We start from the raw sequence: 24,601 nt of genomic DNA, 5'->3' as shown, positions 1-24,601 counted from the left end.
TGCTCCTTTGCATTGACCGGGGCTTGCCGTCGCAGCGTAGAACACAAACCCGTACACCTGCTACATTTTCGAGAACATTCGCGAGAGGAAGGCGCAAAGATGCCCGCAGTGCCCGTCGCAGTCGAGGCCACGAGCCGCACAGCCACCGGCCCGTCCCTGAGGTACGACGCCGGCGTCGCCCAGCTCGTCGTGGACGGGCAGCCCTATCTGGTCCGTGGAGGAGAGGTGCACAACTCCGCCGCCTCGACACCCGAGGCGGCCAGGTCGTCCTTCGCGGCGGCAGCAGCGGTCGGCGTGAACACGGTTCTCGCGCCCGTGCCGTGGGACGCCTTCGAACCGGTCGAGGGGCAATTCGAGCCGGCGGTCGTGGACGTGCTCGTGGCCGCGGCCCGCGAGGCCGGGTTGCGGCTGATCCTGCTGTGGTTCGGGGCATACAAGAACGGCGCGTCGTCGTATGCGCCCGCGTGGGTCAAGACCGACCCCGATCGATTCCCACGGTGCCTCGACAAGAAGGGAGCGCAAACCGGCACCCTCTCACCGTTCAGCGCGGCCACGCGGGAGGCGGACGCCCACGCCTTCGCCGCGATGGTCCTGCGCGTCGAGGAGATCGACGCGCAGCACAGGACGGTGCTGATGGTCCAGGTGGAGAACGAGCCCGGGCTGCTGGGCCACTCGCGTGACCACGACCCGCACGCCGAGGAACTGTTCACCGCGGCGCCTCCGGCGGACGTGCTGGAGGCGGCCGGGATCACCGGACCGCAGCCCGACTGGACCTCTGCGTTCGGCGACGGGCTCGACGCGGACGAGCACTTCATGACGTGGGGCTTCGCCACCTACATCGACGCGGTCGCGCGGGCCGGCCGCGCCCACACCACCCTGCCGTTCTTCACGAACACCTGGCTCGACAGCGAGATCGACCTGCCCGGTTCCGCGCTCGCCGGTGGGCAGCGCCCCGGCACCTACCCCAGCGGCGGACCGGTCGCGGGCATGCTGCCGCTCTGGCGGGCGCTGGCTCCGCACCTGGACCTGATCGTGCCGGACATCTACTTCGGGGACTTCTCGGAGATCTGCGTGACCTACGGTGCCGCGTCCGACGGGCTGTTCATCCCCGAGATGCGCCGGGACGGCCAGGGTGTGGGCGACGCGTTCGTCGCGGTCGGGCAGCACGGGGCGATCGGCGTCTCGCCGTTCGGCATCGACTCGATCACGGAACCGGAGGCCACCCACCTGCGCGACGGATTCGAACTGCTCGCCGCCGTCGACCCCGACCTCCACCCAGGGCACGAGCGCCGTGGGTTCCACATCCCGCCGTCAACCGACTCCGACGCGCACGTCGACCTCCACTTCGGTGGCGTCCGGCTGCGGGCGACACGACTCGTCCCCTTCGGCGAGGTCGCAGCTCCCGCCCAGGGCGCGTTCGGCGTCGTGATCCGCCTGAGCGCGACACGGTTCCTGGCCGCCGGTCGCGGATTCACTCTCACGTTCCACGACCCGGCCGGCGTGCGTCAGATCGGGCTGCTGTCGGTGCTCGAGCACCCGCGCTCACCTTCACACGACGACGGCGAGCGGCCGGTGCTGCGCCGTCTCAACGGGGACGAGACGGCAGGCGGGACCGCGTGGTTCCACCCGGCGCTCGCGCAGCAGCAGTCCGAGGTCTTCCCGATCCCGATGTCCCTACAGCACAGTGGAGTGTCGACCTGCGAGGTTTACTGGCTCGACTGACCGGCCTGCAGCGCAACCGGGCGACAGCGGCGACCGGGCCACGACACGACCGGGTCGCCGCACGCTCAGTGCGGCGGCTCGGACCGGCGCGCCTGATCGGCCAGCGCCGCAACCCCGCCGTCCAGCTCGGCGACCAGGTCGAAGTCCGGCCGCAACAACCACTGCAGCTGCAGGCCGTCCCACAGGGCGACGATCCGCCGCGCCAGCACCCGGGCGGTGCCCGGGGCCAAGTCGAGACTCTCGTCCACCGCGATCCAGTCGGTCATGCCATCCACAACGCGCTGGTACCGCGCGACGAACCACTCGTGGGCCGGGTGCTCGGCCGCGGACGCCTCGGAGCTCAGCACCGCGAGCAGCCGCAGCAGGTGGGGGTGCCCCTGTCCGTTCTCCGCGAGCCGCACGATCGTCGTCCGTACCCCGTCGCGCGCCGGGTCGAGGTCGATCTCCCGGATCCCCTCGGCGTCCGCATGGTCCAGGACCGCTTCCAGCAGCAGCTCCTTGGACGGGAAGTGGTGCATCACGCTGGTGACGCTCACACCGATGTCCTTGGCGATCTGACGAAGTGACCCGCCCGAGTAGCCGCGCTCGGCGAACACCGCCGCGGCGGCCTCGACGATCTCGCGCCGCCGCTGAGGAGTCTTCGCGTACACACCCCGGGGCCCGGCGGCTCGGGACGGGCGTACTTCGCTGACCATCCCCACAACCTATCGGCACCACGAGCACGGCGACGGGAGCGGTGGCAGGAGACGGAACAGGACGTCATTGAATCGCCAAGCTGGTGAGCAACACCGCCATACCCCCCAACCACCGGGACGATGCTCGAGTACGAGCTCGGCCTTCCCGTGCACCGGTTCCTGTCCCGCGACTACGAGAACCGCCGGCCCGACCTCACACCCCGCGACTGGGACCTGATCCCCGAAGCGCTGGTCTGAGCCGACTCCCACCCCGCCGGAGCCTCGCCTCCCGGAGCTTCGATACCGCGCGTTCAACAACCCTCGACTGCCCGCTCGCGGATCAATGTGCCGGAACTGCAGGGTTTAGAACATGTCAGAAGGGACAGAAGTATCCGGCCCGCACAGGCGAGTGCTGCCGGACCACGGCCGCCTCCTCGGGGATCAGGACACCACCTGGCCCGTAGTACCCGTACCGGGCCGGCCCGTGCCAGGCGCCCTGCTCGGCCTCGCGGCGGGCTGCGCGCTTGATCCTGTCGGACTTGTGGCCCGGCTCGTACGCCGCCACAGCGACCAATTGCCGCGCCATCAACCGCCCTTCGACCGTGTTCAGGTCCAGGCCCCCACCACGGACCACCTCGATCCGGACCGGATGCCGCTCGACCACGGTCCTCACCCCGGCACGGATCTGCTCCACCAGCAGCTCGTACCCGGGACGCCTGCCACCGTCGCAGGCCGAGATGTCGTTATCGACCAGTATTGCGGGGTCATGAAGGCTGAGCTGCGCCGCCAGGTCCAGGCAGTCCTCTTGCCGCCGCAGCACCCCTGCCTGCAGACCCGAACGGTCCTGCGAGATCCGCACATACGCCGCCGCCGACACCAACTGAGCCACTTCCTCCCCGGGATGCGGCTCAGGCCAGGACCACACCCAGCGCGCAACCGCCAGGGCCGCATTCCTCCACCGCGAGCTCGCGCAGGTGCTGGGCGTCTCGCGCGGCCGGAGGACGGGCCGCCCGCAACCGCGGGAACCCGCAAGAGCAGGCCCGCACGGCACACATGACGGGTGTGGGACCGCCCCGGCCCACACGTTCAGCACGGAGGACCACGATGAACACCAACGAGAACGGCGACCCCGGCGTACAGGGCAAGGACGTACCAGGCCAGGACGAGGCGTTCGAGCTGCCTGCCGCCGCGTGGCGCGCCCGGCGTCGGACCGGATGGCTCGGTGCGGCCGCCGCGGTGGCCCTCGTCGCCGTCGGGGGCGGCGGGTACCTGGCGGGCGCCGTGGGGGCCGGTGGCCCCGACGGCGTGAGCGAGAGCACGGCCGAGGCGCCGATCATGCTGAACGCCCCGGTCGGTGCGGCGGACTCGCGCGGCGCCGAGCCAGCGCCCGGACCGATGGCAGCAACGGACACGGGTATGGCGGCCGAGAGTGCCGACCAGAAGTCGTCGTACCCGTACGGCTTCTGGGGCCGCACCGTGTTCCACGCGGGTGACGGCCTGTCGACGTCGGGCTCGGAGGCCGAGGCGTTCGGCCTCGACCCCGCCGGAGTCCTGTCGGCCGAGACGGCGCGCCGTGTGGGCGACACGCTCGGTGCCTCCGGGGAGCCGCGCCAGGAGGGTGGTTCCTGGGTGGTCGGCCCGGCCGACGGCAACGGCCCGACGGTCCACGTCTACGCGGACGGCTCGGGGAGCTTCGACTTCTACGACCCGGCGCGCGACCCGTGGTCCTGCCCGGTCTCCCTGGGCACGGCCGAGCCGGGTACGACCGGCGAGGCAGACACCGACAGCCCGGAGATCCTCCCGGCCCCGGACTGCCCGACCGTGACGCCCGACGCGGCCCCGGCGATGGGCGACGCCGTCGCCGCGCTGCGGGACGTGATGGACCGCCTCGGCGTCGACCCTGCGGGCTTCGAGCTGGAGGCGGGCGAGTCGAATGAAGGCGACCCGTGGCGCTACGTCACGGCGTGGCAGGTGGTCGAGGGGCAGCGCACGGGGCTGTCATGGAGCGCGTCGGTGTCGGCGTCCGGCATCGCGAACCTGTACGGCTTCCTCGCCGAGACGATCTCGCTCGGCCAGTACCCGGTGGTGAGCGAGACCGAGGCCGTGGAGCGCCTGGGTGACCCGCGGTTCGGCGCCTCGGGCGGCATGATCGCGCAGGCGGCGGACGCCCGCACCGCACAGGAGGGTGACACGGCCAGCAGCGACATGATGCCCGCCCCGAACCCGACGGTGCCCCCCACCCCGACCCCGGGCGCCCAGATCGCCTGGCCGGTGACTGACGTGACGATCACGTCGGGCCGTCTCGGTGTGGCGCAGCAGTCCATGCCGGACGGCGCGGTGCTGCTGCTCCCGGCCTACGAGCTCCGGGACGCCGACGGCAACGTCTGGCCGGTCCTTGCGGTCGCCGATGACGTACTCGACTTCAGACGTTGAACTGCGCATTGTTGCCCTGACCTGCTAGTTCGCCCTTCGGCCGAGCGCTGCGGGGGAATCAGGGCGGCGTACCGCTCCCCCGCCGAGAGGATGCAATCGAACCACGGCGGGATGTCACAGTGCCGTGTGGAACGTGCCCATGGTCTGCAACGTGGCTACCGCCGACATGATCAGCTCGTCTTCGCTGCTGTCGAGCGACTACGAGGACCGCCGGCCCGACATCACACCCGCGACTGGGACCGACCCCCGAAGCGCTGGCCTGAGCCAACAGTCACCCCGCCGGAGCCTCGCCTCCCGCACCTTCGATACCCCGCACGTACTGCGCAGGTTTCTTGTCGCGCACTGGGGACTCAAGGTTCTGGCGGCGAAGTTCTACAAGGTGAACCGTGAGAGCCTCACGCGCGCCTGTCTGCACGGCTGGACGCACCGAATGCTTCGCACACGTCGTCGGGGGCGAGTCGATCCTCGCGGCGGCGTCAGCCCAAGGACTGACTACCCGGATCTCGGCCGGGGACGGAACGATCCGAGAGCCGGAGAAAGTGCTCGGCGACCTCGCGTCGAGAGTTCACGCCCCATTTGGCGTAGATATGGCGGATGTACGTGACGACTGTGTGTGGCGACAACAACAGATCGTCGGCTATCTGCTGGGTCGTGAGCCCGGCGTAGATACGCTGCGCGACCTGGTGTTCACGAGATGACAACCCCGAAGCGTCCCTGCTCGTGGATCTCAGCCGCCTGTGGACTCCTCGACTGCGCAGGGAGTGCAGGATCCTGCTTGCGTCGCGGGTCGCGCCGTGGTCGTCGAAAAGTCGCATGGCTTCTGTGAGCGCGTTCGTGGCGGCCTCTCGGTCGAGGGAGAACATCCCGGCGGCCTCCAGCACCTGAGCTGTCACGAGTGGGCGGCGCACGGTGCCGAGCAAGTCAGCTGCGGCCCTGAGGTCGGCAGACGAACGGTCCCGGATGCCACGCGTCGCGGTAGCCACGGCGCGAACCAGAGAGCTCTCGGGGTTGAGATCGGCTCGTTCCTGGGCCACGGCTGCCACGAGATCCAGCGAGGGACGCTCATCCACCCGATGACAGATGAGGGCCAGCATGATGTCGTCCGCGAAGTCTGCCGGGGTCGTCATCGACGGGCTTGCCTCGCGTAGCGACGCCAGCGCCAGGCCAGCGTGTTGGTAGGCGTCGTGTGGCCGCCCCCGGTCCATGGCTTCCAGAGCCAGGCTCCATCGGCCGGTCTTGGTGAGCCCCGCCCCGTCAGCGAGCTGCTGGATGAGTGGACGGATGGTGTCCCGGAGCTCGACGTCGCCGGTCCGCAGGGAGATTCGGTGGAGCACGACGCCGGCGGTCGCGTTGGTGAAGTCGCCGAGCCCGAGTCTCGCTGCGAGGTCCACAACTGTCTCTGCTTGTGTGCGAGCCTCTTCGAGCCGGCCAAGATCGTGGAGGATGCGTGTGCGAAGCATCATCCAGTACGCCTCGGCGATCACGTTCTTCGCCGTCCGCGTCTCGGCCAGGCCGTCCTCGGTCAGGCGAAGAGCCTCCTCGCAGTGACCGGTGCTGTTCCGCATGAACGGGAGCCACAGACCCTCCGGCAGCCATAGACCTGCGAGAGTACCTGTTCGCGCTATCCGTGCGAGAGCGTGCCGCTGCAGCTTCTCGGCCCGGTCGAAGTGGTTCTCGTAGAAGACCAGGACTGACTCGGTCGCGTCGATCGTGGCCAGCGCGAGCCCGTCCCGGTCGTCGTCGGCGACCGCTCGCCCCTGTTCCAGACTGGTGCGGGTCCCGCCGCAGTCGGCCTTGTTGGCGAAGTTGAGGGCACGGACAGCGAGCAGCTGGACCTTTGTCTCATCGGAGAGGCCCGGGATCTCCAAGGCGGCCGAGGTCTCAACGATCGCCTGTTCGAAGCTCGACTCGGTGAGCTGGCGTGCCAGAGCCAGGCCGACGCGAGCACGTGCGTCCGCGCTCAGGAGCGGCCGCAGCGTGCGGATGATCTCCATGGCGTCCTCGACGAGACCGCCGGCAAGGACGAGTGGCAGCAGGTTTGCGACCTGCTCGGCGTGGCTCCGGTTCCCGCTGGTCAGCCGCGCACCGAGAATGACGAGGTCGGCCGCGCCGCGCATGTCGGTGCTGGAGAGCTGTCTCGCCGCGGCGAAGAGCAGGTCGATGGAATCGTCGTCGCCGGCCTCGACCACTGACACGATCGTTGTCGCGAGGGTGGCGACACCCTCTCCCGCACGGAGGCGACTGTGCAGCACCTCCCGTGCCATCGCGCGGCGCAGTGTGGGGGAAAGGCTGTCCCTGGCTGCCGACTGCACGGTGTCGTGGCGGAACGCGAACGAGCTGCCGCGGTCGACGATGAAGCCGAGGTCAAGAAGTTCTTGAACAGCAGGTGCCGCCTCGGTCGCGGTCCGGCCGAGGATCTCCAGTACGCCGCTGAGCGGGAAGTCTCGCCCGTAGAGAGACCCCACCTGGGCTACCCGCAGAGCGTCGTGGCTCAGGTGGCGCAGGCGGTCGCGGATCGAGGTTCCGAAGCGAGCAGGGATCGTCTCGTCGTCAACATCGACCATGCCGCGCCCTGACCGCAGCAGCCCTTCCTCCTGCAGCCCCTGCAGGAGCTCGAGGACAAGCAGCGGGAATCCTGCCGCTCGCTTCATCGCGTTCTCCACCCCAGGCCCCGGTGCCCGGCCGAGGGCATCGCGCGCCATCGCGTCCACGGCCGCCGGGTCGAGGGGTTGCAGCTCGACGATCGAGCCCACGTCGGCGATCTGGGACATGAAGCGTTGATGGGCGGTGCTGTAGACCCCGGTACGGGTAGCCAGCAGCCAGCAGATCGGAACGCCCTGGAGGTCACGGATGAGGGCCGCGAGAGCTCCGAGCGAGCCCGCGTCGAGCCACTGCAGATCGTCGACGACGACGAGCACTCCCGACCGACTGGCGGCCACTTCCAGTTTCTCGGCGATCATTCGTGTCAGCCAGTACTGGGGGGCGACGCCCTGCATGACGGATGCCAGGTCGCTCGTCGCCACGAGTGGCGGATCGGTGCGGGACACGGCCTCGATGAGGGCGCCGAGCGGCGTCATGGCGGAGTCGATGTCCGGTGCGACGACCACAGTCGGCCAGCCGCGGCCGTCCGCGAGCTCGAGGGCATGCTGGAGCAGGCGGGTCTTGCCGATGCCTGGGTCCCCGGAGAGCACGGTGACAGCGCGCTTGCCCGAAACGGCTGCCTCGAACCCGTGCTCGATCCCGTCGGCCTCGTGCCGTCGGCCGCGGATGGGCACACGGTACCGGCCGGCCCAGTTCCCAGATAACGCGTCGTGGCCGATTCGGCGCGCCCGTCCGCCGTCAGCCAGCACCCTGTCAAAGATACGGCACGGCACGCGTGCGAGTGCCCCGCCGGTGACATCGCTCGCACCATCCGCGCCGGGCATGCGAGGTGAGCTCTCAGGACGGGGGATGTGGGAGCCGTCGTCGCGAAACTACTTTCCTCATGCGGGTCTCACACCCGATGACGTGGCCTCGGTCACGCATCCGCGCCGGAGATCCGGCACAACTGGAAGGAAGAGTCCGATGAGTGTTGTTGTCCGCGAAGACCTCGTGCTGTCCCACGCCGTGGTCACCGCTGATGTGACCGCCCCGTTCGAGCACGTCGACATCGAGCAGTGGCTGAAGACCCTGCCGACCCACGAGTACCAGCGTTGTGCGCCCGGCGACCACAAGGCCGCCGGCTACACGGTGGACGACGACGGCACCCCGATGTCGATCAACGTCGAGATGATCGGCACCGGGCTGGTCATCCAGCAGTACCGCTACGAGGTGGCGGGACCGCACTACTGCAAGATGGTGTCGCTGTCCGACGTGTACTCGGCGGCTGGCTGGACCACGACGCAGGTCATCTGGGAGCTCAGGATCGAGCAGCTCGAGGGCGACCAGCTCCGGTACGTGAACACCGTCACGTCGCACCCGACCGAGGACTTCCTGAAGTTCATCATCCAGAACGGTCAGACGTTCGAGGACGCTGCCGCTGCTCGTCAGCACGCTTCCGGTGAGCACTGCCTGCTCGAGACCCCGCACTATGCGCAGAGCATCGCGAACTTCGCGAAGGCGCGCGCTGCCGAAGCCCCGAGCGAGGCCTGAGCCACGCCGCAAGACCCCCTGACGAGCACCAGGTAGCCAGGTGACCGGAGGGGAGCCACAAGCCCCTCCGGTCACCGACGCCTGTGGAAGGAAGCGCATAGATGTCTTCAGCCATACGGTTCGATCGCCCCGGAGGCCCGGACGTTCTGCGCATGGTGCAGGTGGAACAACCAGAACCCGGGCCGGCCGAGGTACGGATCGAGGTCGCGGCAGCGGGCGTGAACAACGCCGACCTCCTCGAACGCCGAGGCCAGTTCCAGGTACCCCCTGGTGCTCCTCCCGGACTCGGCCTCGAGTGCGCGGGGACCATCACGGCCGTCGGGCGCGACGTGACCACCTGGCAGCCGGGTGATCAGGTCTGCGCACTGGTCGCGGGAGGCGCCTACGCGGAAGAGGTGATCGCACCCGCCGCGCAGGTGATGCCGGTCCCCCGAGGCCTCACCCTGATCGAAGCAGCAGCACTGCCCGAGGCCGCCTGCACCGTCTACTCCAACCTCGCCATGACCGTCGGCCTCACCGCCGGTCAGACGGTCCTGATCCACGGAGCCAGCGGCGGTGTCGGCTCGTTCGCGATCCAATGGGCGACGGCGATCGGCGCTCGCGTCATCACCACAGCAGGGAGCACAGAAAAGACCCGGGCTGCGATCGCGCTCGGGGCCGTCGAGGCGGTCAACTACCGCACCGACGACTTCGTCACCGCGGCGCTCGACGCGACGGGAGGCGAAGGAGTCGACGCCATCCTCGACATCGTCGGCGCGACCTACCTGCGGCGCAACGTGGAGTGCCTCGCGCCGGACGGGCACCTGGTCGTCATCTCCGGGTCCGGACCGGTCGCCTTCGACCTGTGGGAGCTCATGGCGCGACGCGCCAGCATCTCAGCGACGCTCCTGCGAGGCCGCCCCGCGCACCAGAAGGCCGCCATCGTCGCCGGTGTGACCCGCGATGTCATCCCGCTCGTCGAAGCCGGTGCCATCCGCGCCGTCGTCGACACCGTCTTCCCGATGGAACAGGCCAACCGCGCCCACGAGCTGCTCGAGTCCGGACGGACGGTCGGCAAGGTCATCCTCGAGCCCAGCGGCCATCGGCCGCGATGAGGAGCCCGTGCCGGGAAGGGTGCCGCGTCCGCCGTCGGCTTGTCCTGGCCACCGGCCGAGCCAGCGGGAGCGGCGAGTCTCCGGATGGAAGTGTGTTCGCCACTGCACGAGGTGGGCACCCGGCGCGGATCCAGGGTACTGGCGAGCTGCAGCCTTCGCCCTCCCCCACGCTGAAACGCGAGACCATGGCCGGCGCGCCCGCGTCCGACGGCGCCGGGAACGACCTGACGACCGGCGAGGGGCGGCGGACCGGCCCGAGCCGGACTCACCACCGGCGATGAACGCGCGCGCCCTCCGGTCAGGCGGTCAATCGCCCGCTCTGGTCAGCTCGATGGACAGGTCCCAGAGGCGACGGGCGTTGTGGGCGTCGAGCGCGTACTCGGCGACGCCACGACGGACCCCTGGCGTGAATGGTTCCGCCTCTTGGCAGTCCTCGAAGTACCTACCGGTGACCCCTTCGACGACCGGCGAGGCAGCCAGCAGGACAGAGGTTGCGGCGCCTTGCTCGACGTTCTTCTCGGACACACCGGTCGAGCCCTTCGGATCAAAGCTCTGCGGGGGCGTGTCGATGTGGCGGCCGAGGTTGGTGCCCCAGATCCGGCCAGGGTTCAACGCGTTCACGGTGATCCCGTCCTCGGCCCACCGCTTGGCGGCCTCGATGGCGAAGAGGATGTTCGCGGTCTTGGACTGCGCATAGGCGAGCCACGGATCGTACGGGCCGGTGGTGAAGTCGTAGTCGTCGAAGCGGACCGGGCCGTTGACGTGCCCGACCGAGCTGAGGACGACCACACGGGCGCCGCCGGCGGCGGCCAGCGCCCCGTGCAGTCCGACGGCGAGTGCGAAGTGGCCGAGGTGGTTGGTGGCGAACTGAAGCTCGTGGCCGTCGACCGTGCGCTGCTCGGGGGTGGCCATCACGCCGGCGTTGTTCACAAGGATGTGCAGAGGTCCGCTCCAACCGGCGACGAACTCGCGTACCGAGTCGAGGTCGGCGAGATCGAGTCGTGCAGCGTGCACCGGCGTTCCGGTGCCGGTCTGGATCTCCTGCGCAGCACGGGTGGCCGCATCGAGGTTGCGCGCGGCGATGGTGACCTCGGCGCCTGCCGAGGAGAGGGCCCGGGCGGTCTCGTACCCGAGGCCCCCGGCCGCACCGGTGACGAGGGCACGCTTGCCGGTCAGGTCGACGCCGGCGATGACCTCGGCGGCGGTGGACGTGGCGCCGTATGGCGTCGTGATGCGCTCTGACATGGTGTTCTGTTCTTCCTGCGGCGGAGAGTGTGCCGAACCGTGTGGCACTCGCGATATGCTGAAGCGGAGCCGCGTCCGCTTATGCATCGATCGTAAGCGGAGCCGCGTCCGGATGCAAGGGAGGAACCGATGGCTCGCACACTTCGCGCCGATGCCCAGGCCAACTACGAGCGCATTCTGGAGGTCGCCGCCCGCAGCTTTGCGCGTGACGGGGCGGACACGTCGCTCAAGGCGATCGCCGCCGAGGCCGGCGTCGGCATCGGCACCCTGTACCGCCGTTTCCCCACTCGTGACGATCTGATCGAGGCCACGTACCGGCAGGAGACCGACCGCTTGCACACCTCCGCGGGCGCTCTTCTCGCACAGCTTCAGCCGGTGCCGGCGCTGCGGGCGTGGATGGAGCAGTTCGTGGATTACATGCTCACCAAGCAGGGCATGGCCGACGCGCTGCCGGCGATCCTCGCGTCGCAGGAGGGGCTGCGTGCGCACAGCCGCGACGCCCTCGTCCGCGCCGTCGCCGAGCTCCTGAACGCGGGGGTCAGCGCCGGCGCGATTCGGGCTGATGCAGACGCCAGCGACACGCTCATGGGTTTGGGAGGGATCACATTGATCAGCGGACATGAGCACCAGCGCGAGCTCGCCTCCCGGCTCATCACCCTTCTGATCGATGGGCTCGTCGCGACCCGTCTCTAGCGGGCGCCGCAGTCGGCCTCTTCTTGCGCAGGACGAGGGCGGCGCCGAGAAGGATCAGGGCGCTGCTGAGAGCCTGCAGCAGGGTGATGCTCTCGCCGAGGACGAGGAAGCCGGCCAGCAGCGCGATGATCGGGGATGCGTAGGTGGTCAACGACGCGATGGTCGGACCGGAACGCCTGATGAGCGCGAAGAACGTGGTGAACCCGGCCGCACTGCACGCCGATCCGAGCACCAGCAGGGCGACCCAGGTCGTCGGCGTGGGCACGGTAACGGGCTCCGCGACGAGGGCGAGAGCCACCAGGATCGGTGCAGCGATGAGGATCATCGCCGCGGTAGTCGTGAGCGAGTCGGCATCGGCGAAGAGGCGGGAGATCAGGACGGCGCCGACGGCGTAGCTGAGGGCGGCGCCGACGATCAGCAGCGCAGACGGGCCTGTGAGTTCAATGCCGAGGAGGACGCCCACGCCCGTGATTCCGATCACCAGTCCCAACCAGCCCGTGAGAGGCAGGCCGTGGTCGCGCACGAGGATCAGAGTGATCACGGCGACGAAGATCGGCTCGAGGGCGATCAGGACCCCGGCCGTCCCGGATGGCACGTCTTCCTGGCCGAATGTGATCAGGCTGACCGGCAGCACGACCTCGACGATCGCGACGAGAAGCAATGCCCTCCACCGTGTGATGAGGAGGCGCCAGCGTCCGCCTCGAAGCAGCACGGGCCCCAGGACGAGGCCGGCGATGATCGTGCGGCCCGCCGCGATCCAGAGCGGGCCGATCTCCCGCAGCGCGATGTCGTTGAACAGGTAGGGAATCCCCCACAGCACCGACACCACGACGAAGAGCAGCCAGCCGGGGGGCTTCGATCGCCGGTCGGAGCGGGCAAGGCTGCGAGTGTTCAGGACCATGCTGCGACGATAACGACGCCACCCCCCGTCGTGAACACACTATGACAAGTGCAAGAGCACTCAGACTTAACAATGTGCATGTACTGGCGGCATCGACGCTACTAATGTTGCGTGGGAACTGCGACAACAGATAGGAGTTGGTTGTGCCGGGAGAACGAGGGCGGAAGGTCGTGGCGACCAACCGGCGCGCACGGCACGACTACCTGATCGAGTCCACCTATGAGGCAGGGCTGGTGCTGACCGGCACGGAGGTGAAGTCGCTGCGGCAGGGCCGGATCTCGCTGTCGAACGCGCACGGATTCATCAGCGCAGCAGAGGCCTGGCTGGATGCGGTGCACATTCCCGAGTACACCGAGGGCGCATGGAGCAACCACTCCCCACGCCGACCGCGGAAGCTGCTCCTGCACAAGAAGCAGATCCTGAAGATCGATGCTCAGATCAGCCGGCGCGGGTACGCCCTGATCCCGCTCTCGGTCTACTTCAGTGACGGGCGGGCGAAGGTGGAGCTCGCCGTCGCGAAGGGCCGGCGAGAGTTCGACAGCGGCAGGCCGATCGGGAGCGCGAAGACGCCCGTGAAGCGCAACGGGCTCTGACGGCTCACCGCCGCGCCGCACGCTGATCCACGCCGTGATTCCGAGCGTTGACACAGGAAGCCTGCCAGTGACCGTAGCCGCTGGCAGGCTTCCTCGTTCTGCGGTCAGGCGGCCGCAGCGTCCGGCCTCTCCGGCAAGGTCCACTCGGGTCGCACGTACTGGCACTGATATCCGCCGGGGTAACGCTGCAGATAGTCCTGCTGCTCGTCCTCGGCCGGCCAGAACCGGGTGGCCGCCGTGACCTCTGTGGTCACCTTGCCCGGCCACCTGCCCGACGCATCGACCTCACTGATCGTGTCCTCGGCGATCCGACGCTGCTCCTCGCTGGTGTAGAAGATGCCCGAGCGCACGTTCACGCCGACATCCCCGCCCTGGCGGTTGCGCGTCGACGGGTCGTGCACCCGGAAGAAGAACTCCAGCAGCTCCCGGAAGCTCGTCACCACCGGATCGAACACGACCTCTACCGACTCCGCGTGCGTTCCGATGTCGTACCCGATCGGGTTCTCGATGTCACCACCGATGTATCCGACGGTGGTCGAGAGGACACCCGGCTGCCGACGCAGCAGCTCCTGCAGCCCCCAGTAGCAGCCACCAGCAAGAATCGCTGTCTCTGTCTTCACTTCTCTCTCCATTCCTTCCTCCGTCTCGGCACCACTCCAGCGCGCTCAACGATCGAGCCGGCAAGCCAGGCAGTGCACCAGGTCGGCCGTAGACACGACGATAGGACGCGCGGCGCGCCGGGCAAAGACAGGATGGAAAGTGTTGGGCGCGAGATACTTTACATTGTGCCTCTCTGACCCTAGGGTGCGGGCATGATTGAACTGGATGACATCGACTGGCAGATCCTCACCGCGCTGCAGCAGGACGCGCGCATCGGGTACCGCGAGCTCGGCCGCCAGGTCGGTCTGACGCCCCCGGCGGTCGCGAACCGGGTCCGCAGGCTGGAGGGAAGCGGCGTGATCCTCGGTTACAGCGCCCGCGTCGACCCGGCCTCGGTCGGGTATGGGGTGGAGGGGTTCGTCCACATCGCCAGTGCGGGACGGAAGCAGTCCTACACGATCGCCGCGCAGGCAACCGCTGAACCGCGCGTGCTCGAGGACCATCGCGTCGCCGGCCAGAGCGACCACATCCTCCGCGTCGTCGCGGAAAGTCTCAGCGACCTCGAGCCCTTCATCGACAGGCTCAACGACAACGGACGCCCGATGACCTCGCTGGTGTTCTCCTCACCCAAACGGTGGAGCCCTGTCCCCCGCCCCAGCCACTGATCGGCGTGGGTGTCGACGGCGTTGACCCCGCCACATTCTTCGAGACCGACAGGTCGTGAAGTGGTTACTTGACATCTCCACCTCACGACCGGCGCCTTCGTCTCCGCCGACCGCCCCGCGCGGCGTCAGAAATGAGGACAGTCTCCCCGGACGTCGCACCTCGCTCGCCGTTGGTGCCCGGCATGGGAGGGGAAACCTGCCGCCAGGGGCGCGGTGACCCGGTCAGCTCAGGTGGTGCACAAGCTCTGCCGCGGCGTGACGGAAGGATGCCTGGACCGACGGGACACCTTGGATCGGGTTCAGGAGCATCCAGTCATGGATCAAACCGATGTACTCGATGCTGACGACCTCGACTCCTGCCTCGCCGAGCTTGCGGCCGTATGCGATGCCTTCGTCTCGCAACGGGTCGTTCTCCGCGGTCAGGATCACGGTTGCAGGCAGGCCTGTCAGCTCGGCGACGCTCGCCTTCAGCGGTGCCGCATAGATGTCGTTCCGCGTTTCGTCGGTGGGTGTGTACGTGTCCCAGCCGAACTTCATGAAGTCCCGAGCGAGGAACCGCCCCTCTGCATAGTCCTGGTACGACTGGCTCTCGACGTCGGAGTCCAGCGCCGGGAACAGCAGCAGCTGCACGCTGACCGCCGGTGCTTCCGCTCCTGGGTGGTCCTTCGCGTACAGGGTCAGGGCAGCAGTGAGGTCGCCGCCGACGCTGTTACCGGCGACGGCGATCTTCGACGCGTCCAGTCCCGGCAGCGCCGTTCCGTCCGATCCACTGCAGTGCGGCGAAGCTCTGCCGCAGCTGGGTGGGGTAGATCGCCTCGGGGATCGGGGTGTACTCGACGAACACCACCGCGAAGCCGGTCGCGATGACGAGGTCTCGGGTCAGGCCTTGATGATTGTCGAAGTCACGGCGTCAGGGATCGGGTTGTGTGGTGCCATGATGGGTATCCTTTTCGGTACGGCGGTCAGCGCCAGCGGCGCAAGTGCTTGTCGGCGAGCGCGGGTATGACTGCGTCGAAGTTGTCGGCAGGGTTGATGTCGCTGCCGGGTTCGGCGATCTCGTCGATGCGATCCAGGATGGGAGCGTCCAGGACGACGTCGGCGCTGGTGAGCAGATCGTTCAGCTGCTCGGGCGTGCGCGGGCCGATCAGGACGGCACGACCACCTGTCACGCTTCGCTCACCAGGCCCGACCGGGAGGACCCATCCATCACGGTCGACCACAGCGAGCGGCCGTTACTCGCCGACGCCGGTCCTGTGCAGCGACGATACCGACGGGTCCCCGACAGGAGACCCCGGAGCGCGGACCGGCCGAAACCTGTGGATAACACGGGGACAAATCTGTGGATACTGGCCGTCAGAGTGCGTTCCGCGCCTTGGTTATTAACGACTCCGGATGATGCGGCGCTGTGGAAATTCCTACCAGCCCCAGCCGCCGGACTGCTCGGGTTCCCGGTCGGCGGCGTCGCGTCGCGCTCGTTCGTCAGCGTTGGAGCGGATCTGGGCGGCGCGGGCTCGTGCGTCGGCCAGGACCACCAGGACGCGGTCCAGGGGCCGCGGCCCAGGACGGCCGAGCTGTCGGGTTCCCAGTTCGTCGTTGGTCGTGATGGCTTCCAGGGCTCGAGCGGCGGCAGCGTATGCGTCACCGCGCTCCCCTTCCGACACTCGCTGTCCGAGTGGGGCTACTGGGTCGGTCACCTGGTAGCGGTCGCGGTACGCCACCACCTGCCGCATCGCCGCCTGCCAGTCGCCGCGTGCGGGGCCGTCCGGGGGCGGCGGGGCGACGGTCTCCATCCACGGCTGCGGGTTGGTCACCGCATCGTCGATCAGGGCGTCCAGACGGGTGGCGATCAGGTCGGCGTGCCGGGTGAGCCAGGCATGTACGAGCGGATCGATCGGCGATCAGTCCCCCCGGACCGGTGCTGAGCCGTGCGATCGGCGCTGGTGTCGGCGTCGGACTGGGCTTGGTCGGTGATGAGGTCGGCCAGGTATTCGGTCATGATCTTGCGCACCGAGGTGACGTCCAGGTGCTCACGCTTCTCGGCGGCTCGTGTGTGGCCGATGGTCTGGGCGACGTGCTCGATCTGAGGCCACCACTGGGTCAGCTCGACCCGCGGGTAGAGGTGGTCGACCAGGGCGCGCAGCATCGGGATCTGTCGGTCGAAGTGGTCCAAGTTCCGGATGATTTTCTTTACTGGCTCAAGGCGCGCCTCCGGCGCGCTGGGCCGTCCGACCGGCGAGGCCCCGCGATGGGGCCCCGACGGCCTACCGGCCCAATCCGCTAGCCTCCCGCTTTGGCAGAAACCGCAGGCTGTGAGAGCGAGCCAGTGACCGGCGCCGGATGGTCCCGATGACGTTCCGCTACCCCACCGAGAGCCCGGAGGAAAGCGCGGCCTATTGGAGGCGCCTGCGGCCCCAAGGCACGTTTGTAATCGCGGTCGCTTTCGTCCTGGTCTTCGCGGTCGGAGGCCTGCCGTGGTCGTGGGTTGTGGTCTTGACCGCAGTCTCAGCGGTCTCGGGGATCCCGGCGTTCAGTGCCTGGATCACTGACCGGCGCTGGGCACGCCGTCTAGCTGCTATCGGGGGCAACGCGCGGCCCCGATTGATCACACTGGGCTTCGCCTTCGGAGCCACGATCGTGCTGCAAGGAGTCCTCGGCATGACACTCGGCACCTGGCCTGCGACAGCCCTCGCACCGGTGGCCTTCGCTATCGAGTTCCTCATCGCACGGGAACGTCTCCGCAAGCGGGCAGCGGATAACGGCAAGCGGTAGGGCACGAGCCTCCGGCGGGCACCCGGGAATCAAGAGGATCGAGGGAGCCGCGGGGTCCCTGTTCCTCCGGGGGTCAAGCGGTCGCAGGTTCAAATCCTGTCAGCCCGACAGATCAGGCCCGGGATTCCAACGAATCCCGGGCCTGAAGGGTCTCTGAGACTTGAACCACTCTCCACTTTGAGCGCTCTGGTGCAGGTGGGCTCTCCCCCCGCACCCAGGTTGGTTCGGCTTCCGTCGCCTCCTGTCGGGTTGGTCAGTTCGCAAGCTTCGGACAGGTCCACTCCCCTGCCCTGGAGGCCTCAGCGACTCACCGTGCCCACAGCCATCCGGGCGGTGAGGTCTGATGGGTAGGTCGCGGATTTCGATCGGGACGTTCGGCAGCATCAACACCACCCAGAACAGCCCGCGGTCCTGGACCGCGAGAGCGAGGTTCCGGGACCCGGACGGGGTCCTTCGGCCGGTCGAAGCCAGCGGCACCACAGCTGTGGTTGCGGAACAAGAGTTGAAGGTCAGGCTCGCTCACCGCATCCGGATCGTCGCCAGTGTCAGTGACCTGCACCCGCACAGCCCGTTCCCCGAACTGGTGAGGGTCTGGCTCGAAGACCCGACCTGGACCCCGACCAGGGCACCAAGGACCTCTACGAACGCGACATACGCACGGTCGTCCTTCCGGTGTTCGAGCACTTCGTGCTGCGCGAGATCACGATCAGCAAGGTCGACCCGCTTCTACGCACCCTCGCGGCATAGTCCTACTCCCGCGCGAAGCACGCCAAGGTCGGCCTGAACCTCGCCCTGGGGATGGCGCACCGCTACGAGGCGATCGAGAAGAACCCCGTGACCGGCCCCTGACGACCAACAACATCCGACGACGCCTGCGCGACGTCCTCGCCGCCGCGGGCATCACCGGGGTAACCCCGCACTCCTTCCGGCGGACCGTGGCGACCACGATCGAACGTGCTGCCGGCGCTGACGTCGCTGCACAGCTCCTCGGCCACACCTCGACCGAGATCACGGTCAAGCACTACATCGAACCCAACACGAGCATCGATGCCCGCACCGCCACCATCCTCGAAACGAGCTAGGACAAGGAGCGCCTTACTACATCAGGTTCGCGACGAGACTCGCGGCAATCCACCAGACAAGTGACCAGGCTTGCCGCGTGCAGGTCCAAGATCCTGCCCCGGAACCGTCCCGTTCCGCGCAGCTGGACCTGCGGTGAGCCTTCGCCCTGGCACCACCCCAGCAGCGTCTCCAGTTCGACGGCCCGCCGGTGGAACGGGACGACCCGACGCCGACGCCTCACCGTCAAGGTCCGACGCGAGATTGACGGAACCGGGATCGCGCCCTTGATCGTCCGGAGAACCGAACCCACACAGACGTTGACAAAGTGCCATGCCTGACGCTTCAATCAAGGCACTTAATCGACTATCGATTGGAATCGACGATGATTCGAAGAGCAGGCACGATCGCCATCGCGGGCCTGACCACCACGATCCTGCTCGTCGCCGCAGCCCTGCCCGTGACGTCCGTGGCGGCGCCCGAGGCGGGCAGACGACTGCATGTCCGGATGAGTGGCGACGACGCCAACCCCGGCACGTCGCACCGGCCGCTCCGGACCATCCAGGAGTGCGCCGACGTGGCGGCTCCAGGTGACACCTGCGTGATCGGCAGCGGTGTCTACCGCGAGACGGTGACACCGCGCCGCAACGGCACGCAGGAGAACCCGATCACCTTCCAGGCAGCCCCCGGCGCCACCGTCGTCGTCGACGGGACGGACGTCGTCGAGGGATGGACGCCCGTCACGACCGCTGAGCTCGACGAGCTCGCGGCGGCGGATCCCACGCTCACCGGCTCCGAGTTCGCCGGCTCTGTCAGCGACGGCGTCGTCTATCGCGCGGAGGTCGCCCTCTCCCCCGATCTTCCCGGCCGCCAGGTCTTCCTCGGCGGCACGATGGCACCCGAAGCAGCCTGGCCGCATGCCGGCGACGACCCGGCACACGCCGCTCGCGCCCGCGCGGACTGGGGCACTCAGACCGTGCTCGGAGACGACGGTCTCTCCCAGCCCGAGGGCTACTGGGTCGGCGCGCGGCTGACGTCGCACAACTGGTTCGTCAGCGAGACCGGACGGGTGACGGCGTCGTCACCAGGATCCGTCACGGTCGACGGGCTGCCCTCCTGCGTAGGCCTCAGCCCGAACCGCGTGAACCTGTACGCGCTGTCGGACAAGCTCGCGCTCCTTGGCCGCGACCGCGAGTGGTACTACGACGAGGAGTCGGGGACGTTGTACGTTCGCGTGCCGGGCGGCGACCCCACCGACGTGCTCATCGAGGCGAAACAGCGCGAGCTCGGGTTCGACCTGTCCGGCCGCTCGTACGTGAACATCGTCGGACTCGGCCTCAAGGGCACCACCATCCGTACGTCCGACACGACGCACCATGTGATCCTCGACGGGCTCACCGCTCGGTACGTCTCCGAGTACGCCGACCTCGAGATCGATCCGAACAAGGTGACGCCTCCAGACCCGTGCGATGTCCTGACGGCCGGCGAGACGACGAGCGGCATCGAGCTGCACGGACACGACAACACACTGCGCAACAGCACTGTCGCGTACAGCGCGGGCAACGGCGTGGTCGTGACGGGCGAGCGCAACAGAGTCCTGGACAACCTCATCACCGACACCGACTACATGGGCAGCTACGCGGCCGGGATCAACCTTCTCGGCAGCGCGCAGACGATCACGCACAACACCATCATCGGGACCGGTCGCAGCAGCATCAATATCGACAACAAGGTCGCCGGCACCAACGCGTCCGGGCACCACATCGCGTACAACGACATGGGCGACTACGGCCGGCGGGTAAACGACGTCGGCGCGGTCTACGTGTGCTGCAAGGTCGATCTCGGCGACACCCTCGTGGACCACAACACCATGCACGACGCAGCGCCCACAGCGGCGGACGGGCCGGCGCCGGGTGTGTACCTCGACCTCGAGTCGTACAACGGCGTGGTCGCGAACAACGTGACGTGGAACCGCACCACCTACGGCGTCGTGCTGATCAACCCGAACGGCGGGCACGCATCGGGCACGAAGGTCATCAACAACACCAGCGGCACCGATCGCAAGGCGATGAGCCTCTTCGGGGGTACGTACGCCGACATCGAGGTCACGAACAACCTCGGCGACGTCGACAGCGCTGCCGGCGCCACGCTCACCGGCAACCTCCCGAACACCGGGGCCGCGTTCACCAGCCCGGCCGGACGCGACTTCACCGTGGGCCCGACGTCGACGGCCCGCAACGCCGCCGTCGCGCGCCCGCCGTACACGGACGGCTCGACGGACGCCGTGCCCACCGTCGGCGCCTACCAGTACGGCGCCCCCAGGTGGCGCGCGGGAGCGACGCTGCGCGGTGCGACCGTCGAGGCGGAGTCGTTCGCGGCGAGCTCGGGCGTCAGCACGCGCGCCGGCGCGAGCGGGATGGTCTTCGGGAGCTTCGACGGTGGCGACTGGGTCTCGTACGAGGACGTCGACTTCGGTGACGGCCGCGACTTGATGCGGCTCGGCATCGCCACAGATGATCCGTACGGCGGGCAGCCGATCGAGGTCCGCATCAACTCCGCCACCGGTCCGGTGATCGGCACGCTACGAGTCAGCTCGACCGGCGGGTTCGACAACTTCTCGGCCCAGTACGCACCGATCGTGCCGACGGCCGGACTGCACGACGTATTCCTTCGTGCCACCGGCACGGGGCCCGGGGTCGGCGACGTCGACACGGTCGCCTTCGTCACCTCCGACTAGCACGGCCGACCGATATGGACGTGGGGCCGGACGCGTCGCGTCCGGCCCCACGTTCATATCGGCGTATCGGCGCGTGATCAGCCGTGCGGCCGGGCACGCAGGCTCGTGACGCCGCCATCGACGTCGAGCACGGCTCCGGTCGTGGACGCGTTGCGCGGCGATGCGAGGTGCACGACGGCGTAGGCGATCTCCTCGGGTGTGACCAGCCGGCCGATGGGCTGGCGGGCACGGAGCGCGGCACGCTCCTGTGCGGGTTCTGCCGCGTGCGTGAGGAGCCGATCGATCCAGGGCGTGTCCGCGGTGCCCGGGCAGACGGCGTTCACCCGGATCCCGTCGGGCAGATGGTCGGTCGCCATCGCGAGCGTGAGGGAGAGCACCGCTCCCTTGCTCGCGGAGTACAGGGCACGCCCAGGAATGCCGTTGCGGGCCGCGATGGACGAGATGTTCACGATCGCGGCGTGCGCCGACTCCCGGAGGAACGGCAGGACGGCAGAAGTGACCCGCGCGATGCCGGTGACGTTGACGCTGAGCACGCGTGCCCACTCGACGTCGTCGTTGTCGGCGATCGTGCCGACGGCGCCGATACCGGCGTTGTTGACGAGAATGTCGATCCCGCCCATCTCGGTCGCCGCGGTGACGATCGCGGCCTGCACCGCCGCCCGGTCAGCGAGGTCGGCGGCGTACCCGCGGACACCGGCGGGCAGGCCGGTCGGGGCCAGGTCGAGGACGGCGACCCGCGCACCGCGGGCGAGAAGCTCACCGACAGTCGCCAGACCGATGCCGGACGCACCGCCGGTCACGACGGCCACGAGCCCCGCGAGCTCGGACCCGTCGGTAGAGGGACCGTGCGGCGGGAACGATGCGCCGCTCATGCGGGCACAGCCGTCTGTCGCGCGTGGCCGAGGCCGGTGATCTCCAGGTCGACGACGTCACCGGCCTTCAGATAGGGCTGGTCCGGCATGCCGAGGGCGACGCCGGCAGGCGTCCCCGTGTTGATGACATCTCCCGGGTACAGAACCATGTACTGACTCAGATGCACGAGGATGTCGGCGACCGGGAAGATCATGTCGGCGGTCGTCCCGTCCTGACGCGGCTCGCCGTTCACCCACAGCCGCAGGCGCAGGTCTTGTGGGTCCGCCACCTCGTCGGCGGTCACCAGGTAGGGCCCGAGGGGGTTGAACGTCTCGCAGCTCTTGCCCTTGTCCCACTGCCCGCCCCGTTCGAGCTGGAACTCCCTCTCGGACACGTCGTGCGAGATCGAGTAGCCCGCGACCGCAGCCAACGCTTCCTCGCGCGTCTCCCCGTAACGGATGGTCGACCCCACGACGATCGCGAGCTCGACCTCCCAGTCGGTCTTGACCGACGCCCGTGGGATCCGTACCGCATCGAAGGGGCCCACCACGGTCATGGGGTCCTTCATGAACACGACTGGCTCCACAGGGATCGCGGCGCCGCTCTCGGCCGCGTGGTCGCGATAGTTGAGCCCGATGCAGACGACCTTGTTCGGTCGCGCGACGGGCGCGCCGACCCGCAGGCCAGTTGCTCCGTCGAGAACGGGCAGCACGCCGCGCTCGAGGGCGTCGCGGGTGCGGCCGATCCCGTCCCCTGCGAGGAACGCGCCGTCGAGATCGTGCGTCAGCGGCCGCAGATCCCTGATCACATCGTTGTCGTACACGACCGGGACCTCGCGCCCCACTGCTCCCAGACGACCGAATCTCATGTCTTCCCTTTCTCAGGATCGGCGGGGGCGGCGCTCGGGCCACCACCCGATGACAACAGCACGTCGGACCGCAGCGCCTCGGCATCACCGGCCGCTCGAAGCAGCTCGACGTTGCGCGCGACCTGCGCGGCAGAGTCCGCGCCGAGCACCACCGACGCCACCGGCGGCGCGGGCAGGCGCCCGAACGCGACCGCAGCCTCGGGGAGCGTGAACCCCTGGGATGCGGCGATCTGCGCGAGCTCGCGCGCGCGTCCGAGAACCTCCGCGGGCGGCGCGGCGTACTCGAAGTGCGATCGCGCGTCCGGGACATCCGTCGCGAGCAGTCCGCTGTTGAACACGCCGGCGCTCAAGATCGCGACGCCACGCTCCGCGCACTCGGGCACGAGCTCGTCGAGCGCGCTGTGGTCGAGAAGCGTGAGCCGGCCCGCGACCATCACGGCGTCGACGTCGCACTCGCGAACGAACCGCAGGAGAGTGGGGACGTCACTGGTACCCACACCGATCGCACCGACGTCCCCGGCCGCGCGCAGGCGTTCCAACGCCGGGACGGCGTGCCCGATCGCCTCGTCGGCATGCTCATCAGGGTCGTGGACCAGTGCGATGTCGACATGCCCCAGGTCGAGGCGCCGGAGCGACGCGACGATCGAGCGGACGACTCCCTCTCCACCGAAGTCCCACACGCGTCGTGCGGCCGGACCGGAGCCGGAGACAAGGCGCCCAACCTTCGTGCTGACCGTGTAGGCGTCACGCGGTCGCCCTCGGAGCGCGCGTCCGAGCCTGTGCTCGGACAGCCCGAGACCGTAGTGGGGCGCGGTGTCGAAGTAGCGGATGCCGTGATCCCACGCGGTCGCGACGATCGCATCCGCCTCAACAGGCTCCAGCGGCACGTAGAGGTCGCCGAGCTGGGCAGTGCCGAGACCCATCTCGGTGACGGGCACACGACCGGGCCCTACCGGAACGGTCTTCATCAGCTCACCCCCGATGTCTTGTCAGTCCGTATGCGTCCAGTGCGGTCCCCTCGAAGAGGGCGAACCGCTCCGCGGCAGTCCATTCCCGCACCGCCGCGGCGATCCGCGGCCAGGGCCGCGACGTCTGCTCACCGATGAGCGAGACGGGCCAGTCCGTGCCGGCCATCAGCCGTGCGGCCCCGAGCTCGGCACGAGCGATCTGCACCAGCACGTCGACGTCGTCGGCCTGCACGGCCGCACCCGAGACCTTCGCGAACGCGCCAGGGTGCTCGGCCAGGACGGCCAGGCGACAGTGCCATCGCGCCCGGTCACCCGCCGGCTCCGGGCCACCGAGGTGGTCGACGACGACCGTGAGTCCGGGTGCCGCCCCGCACAACCGCGCGACGAGCTCGAGCCCGGCTTCGGCCACGAGCACCTCCAGCACCAGACCGGCTTCGTACAGCGCGGCCAGCGACGCGCGCAACGCGTCCGAGACGGGGGCGGAGGCCCTGGCATCCCCGACGACGAGCCGGATACCCCGGAGCAGCGCCGTCGAGCCCGTCGCGCCGCAGCATCGTGGCGGCGTCGTCGAGTGTGAACGCCTGCCTGATGGGGCGC

General features: G+C 68.8%; 22 protein-coding genes and 2 pseudogenes. 9 read left to right on the top strand and 15 right to left on the bottom strand.

The features are described from left to right. The first annotated feature begins 99 nt into the window (after positions 1 to 99). A complete protein-coding gene (locus tag AB0I29_RS05300; protein ID WP_357478885.1) occupies positions 100 to 1,722 on the top strand; it encodes a DUF5597 domain-containing protein in 1,623 nt (540 codons plus the stop codon). Positions 1,723 to 1,787: 65 nt separating this feature from the next. Here the strand turns inward: AB0I29_RS05300 and AB0I29_RS05295 are convergent, their stop codons facing one another. Together AB0I29_RS05295 and AB0I29_RS05290 are read right to left on the bottom strand one after the other, a co-directional pair. After that, positions 1,788 to 2,417, bottom strand: coding sequence for a TetR/AcrR family transcriptional regulator (locus AB0I29_RS05295; protein WP_357478882.1), 630 nt, complete (start codon positions 2,415 to 2,417; stop codon positions 1,788 to 1,790). A 352-nt stretch (positions 2,418 to 2,769) separates the two neighbouring features. Beyond that, entirely contained in the window at positions 2,770 to 3,273 is a 504-nt protein-coding gene (locus AB0I29_RS05290) for a recombinase family protein (protein WP_357478879.1), read from the bottom strand. Positions 3,274 to 3,500: 227 nt separating this feature from the next. Here AB0I29_RS05290 and AB0I29_RS05285 point away from each other — a divergent pair, with 227 nt between their 5' ends. After that, the gene (locus tag AB0I29_RS05285) at positions 3,501 to 4,829 is read left to right on the top strand and encodes a hypothetical protein (RefSeq protein WP_357478876.1); all 1,329 of its coding nucleotides are present in this window, start codon (positions 3,501 to 3,503) and stop codon (positions 4,827 to 4,829) included. A gap of 476 nt (positions 4,830 to 5,305) precedes the next feature. On the opposite strand, the gene AB0I29_RS05280 is transcribed toward AB0I29_RS05285, so the two are convergent. Then, a complete protein-coding gene (locus AB0I29_RS05280) occupies positions 5,306 to 8,179 on the bottom strand; it encodes an AAA family ATPase (protein ID WP_357478874.1) in 2,874 nt (957 codons plus the stop codon). A 214-nt stretch (positions 8,180 to 8,393) separates the two neighbouring features. Here AB0I29_RS05280 and AB0I29_RS05275 point away from each other — a divergent pair, with 214 nt between their 5' ends. Together AB0I29_RS05275 and AB0I29_RS05270 are read left to right on the top strand one after the other, a co-directional pair. Next, positions 8,394 to 8,960, top strand: a complete 567-nt coding sequence (locus AB0I29_RS05275; RefSeq protein ID WP_357478871.1) for a hypothetical protein — start codon at positions 8,394 to 8,396, stop codon at positions 8,958 to 8,960. A gap of 101 nt (positions 8,961 to 9,061) precedes the next feature. Next, positions 9,062 to 10,054 carry an NAD(P)H-quinone oxidoreductase gene (locus AB0I29_RS05270; protein ID WP_357478868.1) on the top strand — a complete coding sequence of 331 codons (993 nt, stop codon included), beginning with the start codon at positions 9,062 to 9,064 and terminating at the stop codon, positions 10,052 to 10,054. 306 nt (positions 10,055 to 10,360) lie between these two features. On the opposite strand, the gene AB0I29_RS05265 is transcribed toward AB0I29_RS05270, so the two are convergent. Then, on the bottom strand, positions 10,361 to 11,347 hold the full coding sequence (locus AB0I29_RS05265; protein ID WP_357478865.1) for an SDR family NAD(P)-dependent oxidoreductase: 987 nt from the start codon (positions 11,345 to 11,347) through the stop codon (positions 10,361 to 10,363). 81 nt (positions 11,348 to 11,428) lie between these two features. On the opposite strand from AB0I29_RS05265, the gene AB0I29_RS05260 reads away from it, so the two are divergent. After that, a complete protein-coding gene (locus AB0I29_RS05260) occupies positions 11,429 to 11,992 on the top strand; it encodes a helix-turn-helix domain-containing protein (protein ID WP_357478862.1) in 564 nt (187 codons plus the stop codon). Here the strand turns inward: AB0I29_RS05260 and AB0I29_RS05255 are convergent. Further along, a complete protein-coding gene (locus tag AB0I29_RS05255) occupies positions 11,952 to 12,893 on the bottom strand; it encodes an EamA family transporter (protein WP_357478859.1) in 942 nt (313 codons plus the stop codon). The genes AB0I29_RS05260 and AB0I29_RS05255 overlap by 41 nt on opposite strands. Positions 12,894 to 13,036: 143 nt before the next feature. On the opposite strand from AB0I29_RS05255, the pseudogene smpB reads away from it, so the two are divergent. Next, positions 13,037 to 13,512: pseudogene (gene smpB, locus AB0I29_RS05250) on the top strand (SsrA-binding protein SmpB). 78 nt (positions 13,513 to 13,590) lie between these two features. Here the strand turns inward: smpB and msrA are convergent. Next, positions 13,591 to 14,106, bottom strand: coding sequence for a peptide-methionine (S)-S-oxide reductase MsrA (gene msrA / locus AB0I29_RS05245; RefSeq protein WP_285106442.1), 516 nt, complete (start codon positions 14,104 to 14,106; stop codon positions 13,591 to 13,593). A gap of 192 nt (positions 14,107 to 14,298) precedes the next feature. Here msrA and AB0I29_RS05240 point away from each other — a divergent pair, with 192 nt between their 5' ends. Further along, entirely contained in the window at positions 14,299 to 14,751 is a 453-nt protein-coding gene (locus AB0I29_RS05240; protein ID WP_285106444.1) for an Lrp/AsnC family transcriptional regulator, read from the top strand. A gap of 222 nt (positions 14,752 to 14,973) precedes the next feature. Here the strand turns inward: AB0I29_RS05240 and AB0I29_RS05235 are convergent, their stop codons facing one another. From AB0I29_RS05235 to AB0I29_RS05215, 5 genes and pseudogenes are all read right to left on the bottom strand, one after another. Then, entirely contained in the window at positions 14,974 to 15,492 is a 519-nt protein-coding gene (locus tag AB0I29_RS05235; RefSeq protein ID WP_285106489.1) for an alpha/beta hydrolase fold domain-containing protein, read from the bottom strand. Beyond that, a pseudogene (locus AB0I29_RS05230) lies at positions 15,461 to 15,643 on the bottom strand (alpha/beta hydrolase fold domain-containing protein); the annotation flags it as partial. The gene AB0I29_RS05235 and the pseudogene AB0I29_RS05230, both read right to left, overlap by 32 nt. Positions 15,644 to 15,713: 70 nt before the next feature. After that, positions 15,714 to 15,920, bottom strand: coding sequence for a hypothetical protein (locus tag AB0I29_RS05225; RefSeq protein WP_357478853.1), 207 nt, complete (start codon positions 15,918 to 15,920; stop codon positions 15,714 to 15,716). A gap of 246 nt (positions 15,921 to 16,166) precedes the next feature. Beyond that, the gene (locus AB0I29_RS05220) at positions 16,167 to 16,562 is read right to left on the bottom strand and encodes a hypothetical protein (protein WP_357478850.1); all 396 of its coding nucleotides are present in this window, start codon (positions 16,560 to 16,562) and stop codon (positions 16,167 to 16,169) included. Positions 16,563 to 16,597: 35 nt separating this feature from the next. Continuing rightward, positions 16,598 to 16,921: a hypothetical protein gene (locus AB0I29_RS05215; RefSeq protein ID WP_357478848.1), complete on the bottom strand. Its 324-nt coding sequence runs from the start codon at positions 16,919 to 16,921 to the stop codon at positions 16,598 to 16,600. Between the two features lie 1,342 nt (positions 16,922 to 18,263). Between AB0I29_RS05215 and AB0I29_RS05210 the strand changes: the two genes are divergently transcribed. Both AB0I29_RS05210 and AB0I29_RS05205 read left to right on the top strand, forming a co-directional pair. Further along, complete coding sequence (locus tag AB0I29_RS05210; protein WP_357479000.1) at positions 18,264 to 18,602, top strand: tyrosine-type recombinase/integrase; 339 nt, start codon at positions 18,264 to 18,266, stop codon at positions 18,600 to 18,602. A 362-nt stretch (positions 18,603 to 18,964) separates the two neighbouring features. Continuing rightward, on the top strand, positions 18,965 to 21,316 hold the full coding sequence (locus tag AB0I29_RS05205; protein ID WP_357478845.1) for a carbohydrate-binding protein: 2,352 nt from the start codon (positions 18,965 to 18,967) through the stop codon (positions 21,314 to 21,316). 77 nt (positions 21,317 to 21,393) lie between these two features. Here the strand turns inward: AB0I29_RS05205 and AB0I29_RS05200 are convergent, their stop codons facing one another. From AB0I29_RS05200 to AB0I29_RS05185, 4 genes are read right to left on the bottom strand one after another with little or no spacing between them, the layout of a single operon-like run. Continuing rightward, entirely contained in the window at positions 21,394 to 22,188 is a 795-nt protein-coding gene (locus AB0I29_RS05200) for an SDR family oxidoreductase (RefSeq protein WP_357478841.1), read from the bottom strand. Continuing rightward, complete coding sequence (locus AB0I29_RS05195; protein ID WP_357478838.1) at positions 22,185 to 23,036, bottom strand: fumarylacetoacetate hydrolase family protein; 852 nt, start codon at positions 23,034 to 23,036, stop codon at positions 22,185 to 22,187. The genes AB0I29_RS05200 and AB0I29_RS05195 overlap by 4 nt, the downstream gene beginning before the upstream one ends. Next, positions 23,033 to 24,004 carry an aldo/keto reductase gene (locus tag AB0I29_RS05190; protein ID WP_357478834.1) on the bottom strand — a complete coding sequence of 324 codons (972 nt, stop codon included), beginning with the start codon at positions 24,002 to 24,004 and terminating at the stop codon, positions 23,033 to 23,035. Before AB0I29_RS05190 ends, AB0I29_RS05195 begins: the two co-directional genes overlap by 4 nt. 4 nt (positions 24,005 to 24,008) lie before the next feature. Further along, positions 24,009 to 24,530 carry an amidohydrolase family protein gene (locus AB0I29_RS05185; RefSeq protein WP_357478997.1) on the bottom strand — a complete coding sequence of 174 codons (522 nt, stop codon included), beginning with the start codon at positions 24,528 to 24,530 and terminating at the stop codon, positions 24,009 to 24,011. Positions 24,531 to 24,601 lie beyond the last annotated feature (71 nt).

It is taken from the genome of Promicromonospora sp. NPDC050262 (genome assembly GCF_040655935.1).
In the GTDB taxonomy this organism is placed as follows: Bacteria; Actinomycetota; Actinomycetes; order Actinomycetales; family Cellulomonadaceae; genus Promicromonospora.
This window is presented reverse-complemented; position numbering and strand designations above follow the sequence as displayed.

What these genes read in the sequence shown, in the direction of transcription:
- AB0I29_RS05275 (WP_357478871.1), top strand. Translation starts at nt 8,394, where the DNA reads ATGAGTGTTGTTGTCCGCGAAGACCTCGTGCTGTCCCACGCCGTGGTC.
- AB0I29_RS05300 (WP_357478885.1), top strand. Translation starts at nt 100, where the DNA reads ATGCCCGCAGTGCCCGTCGCAGTCGAGGCCACGAGCCGCACAGCCACC.
- AB0I29_RS05205 (WP_357478845.1), top strand. Translation starts at nt 18,965, where the DNA reads ATGATTCGAAGAGCAGGCACGATCGCCATCGCGGGCCTGACCACCACG.
- AB0I29_RS05240 (WP_285106444.1), top strand. Translation starts at nt 14,299, where the DNA reads ATGATTGAACTGGATGACATCGACTGGCAGATCCTCACCGCGCTGCAG.
- AB0I29_RS05200 (WP_357478841.1), bottom strand. Translation starts at nt 22,188, where the DNA reads ATGAGCGGCGCATCGTTCCCGCCGCACGGTCCCTCTACCGACGGGTCC.
- AB0I29_RS05295 (WP_357478882.1), bottom strand. Translation starts at nt 2,417, where the DNA reads ATGGTCAGCGAAGTACGCCCGTCCCGAGCCGCCGGGCCCCGGGGTGTG.
- AB0I29_RS05195 (WP_357478838.1), bottom strand. Translation starts at nt 23,036, where the DNA reads ATGAGATTCGGTCGTCTGGGAGCAGTGGGGCGCGAGGTCCCGGTCGTG.
- AB0I29_RS05270 (WP_357478868.1), top strand. Translation starts at nt 9,062, where the DNA reads ATGTCTTCAGCCATACGGTTCGATCGCCCCGGAGGCCCGGACGTTCTG.
- AB0I29_RS05285 (WP_357478876.1), top strand. Translation starts at nt 3,501, where the DNA reads ATGAACACCAACGAGAACGGCGACCCCGGCGTACAGGGCAAGGACGTA.
- AB0I29_RS05260 (WP_357478862.1), top strand. Translation starts at nt 11,429, where the DNA reads ATGGCTCGCACACTTCGCGCCGATGCCCAGGCCAACTACGAGCGCATT.
- AB0I29_RS05190 (WP_357478834.1), bottom strand. Translation starts at nt 24,004, where the DNA reads ATGAAGACCGTTCCGGTAGGGCCCGGTCGTGTGCCCGTCACCGAGATG.
- AB0I29_RS05255 (WP_357478859.1), bottom strand. Translation starts at nt 12,893, where the DNA reads ATGGTCCTGAACACTCGCAGCCTTGCCCGCTCCGACCGGCGATCGAAG.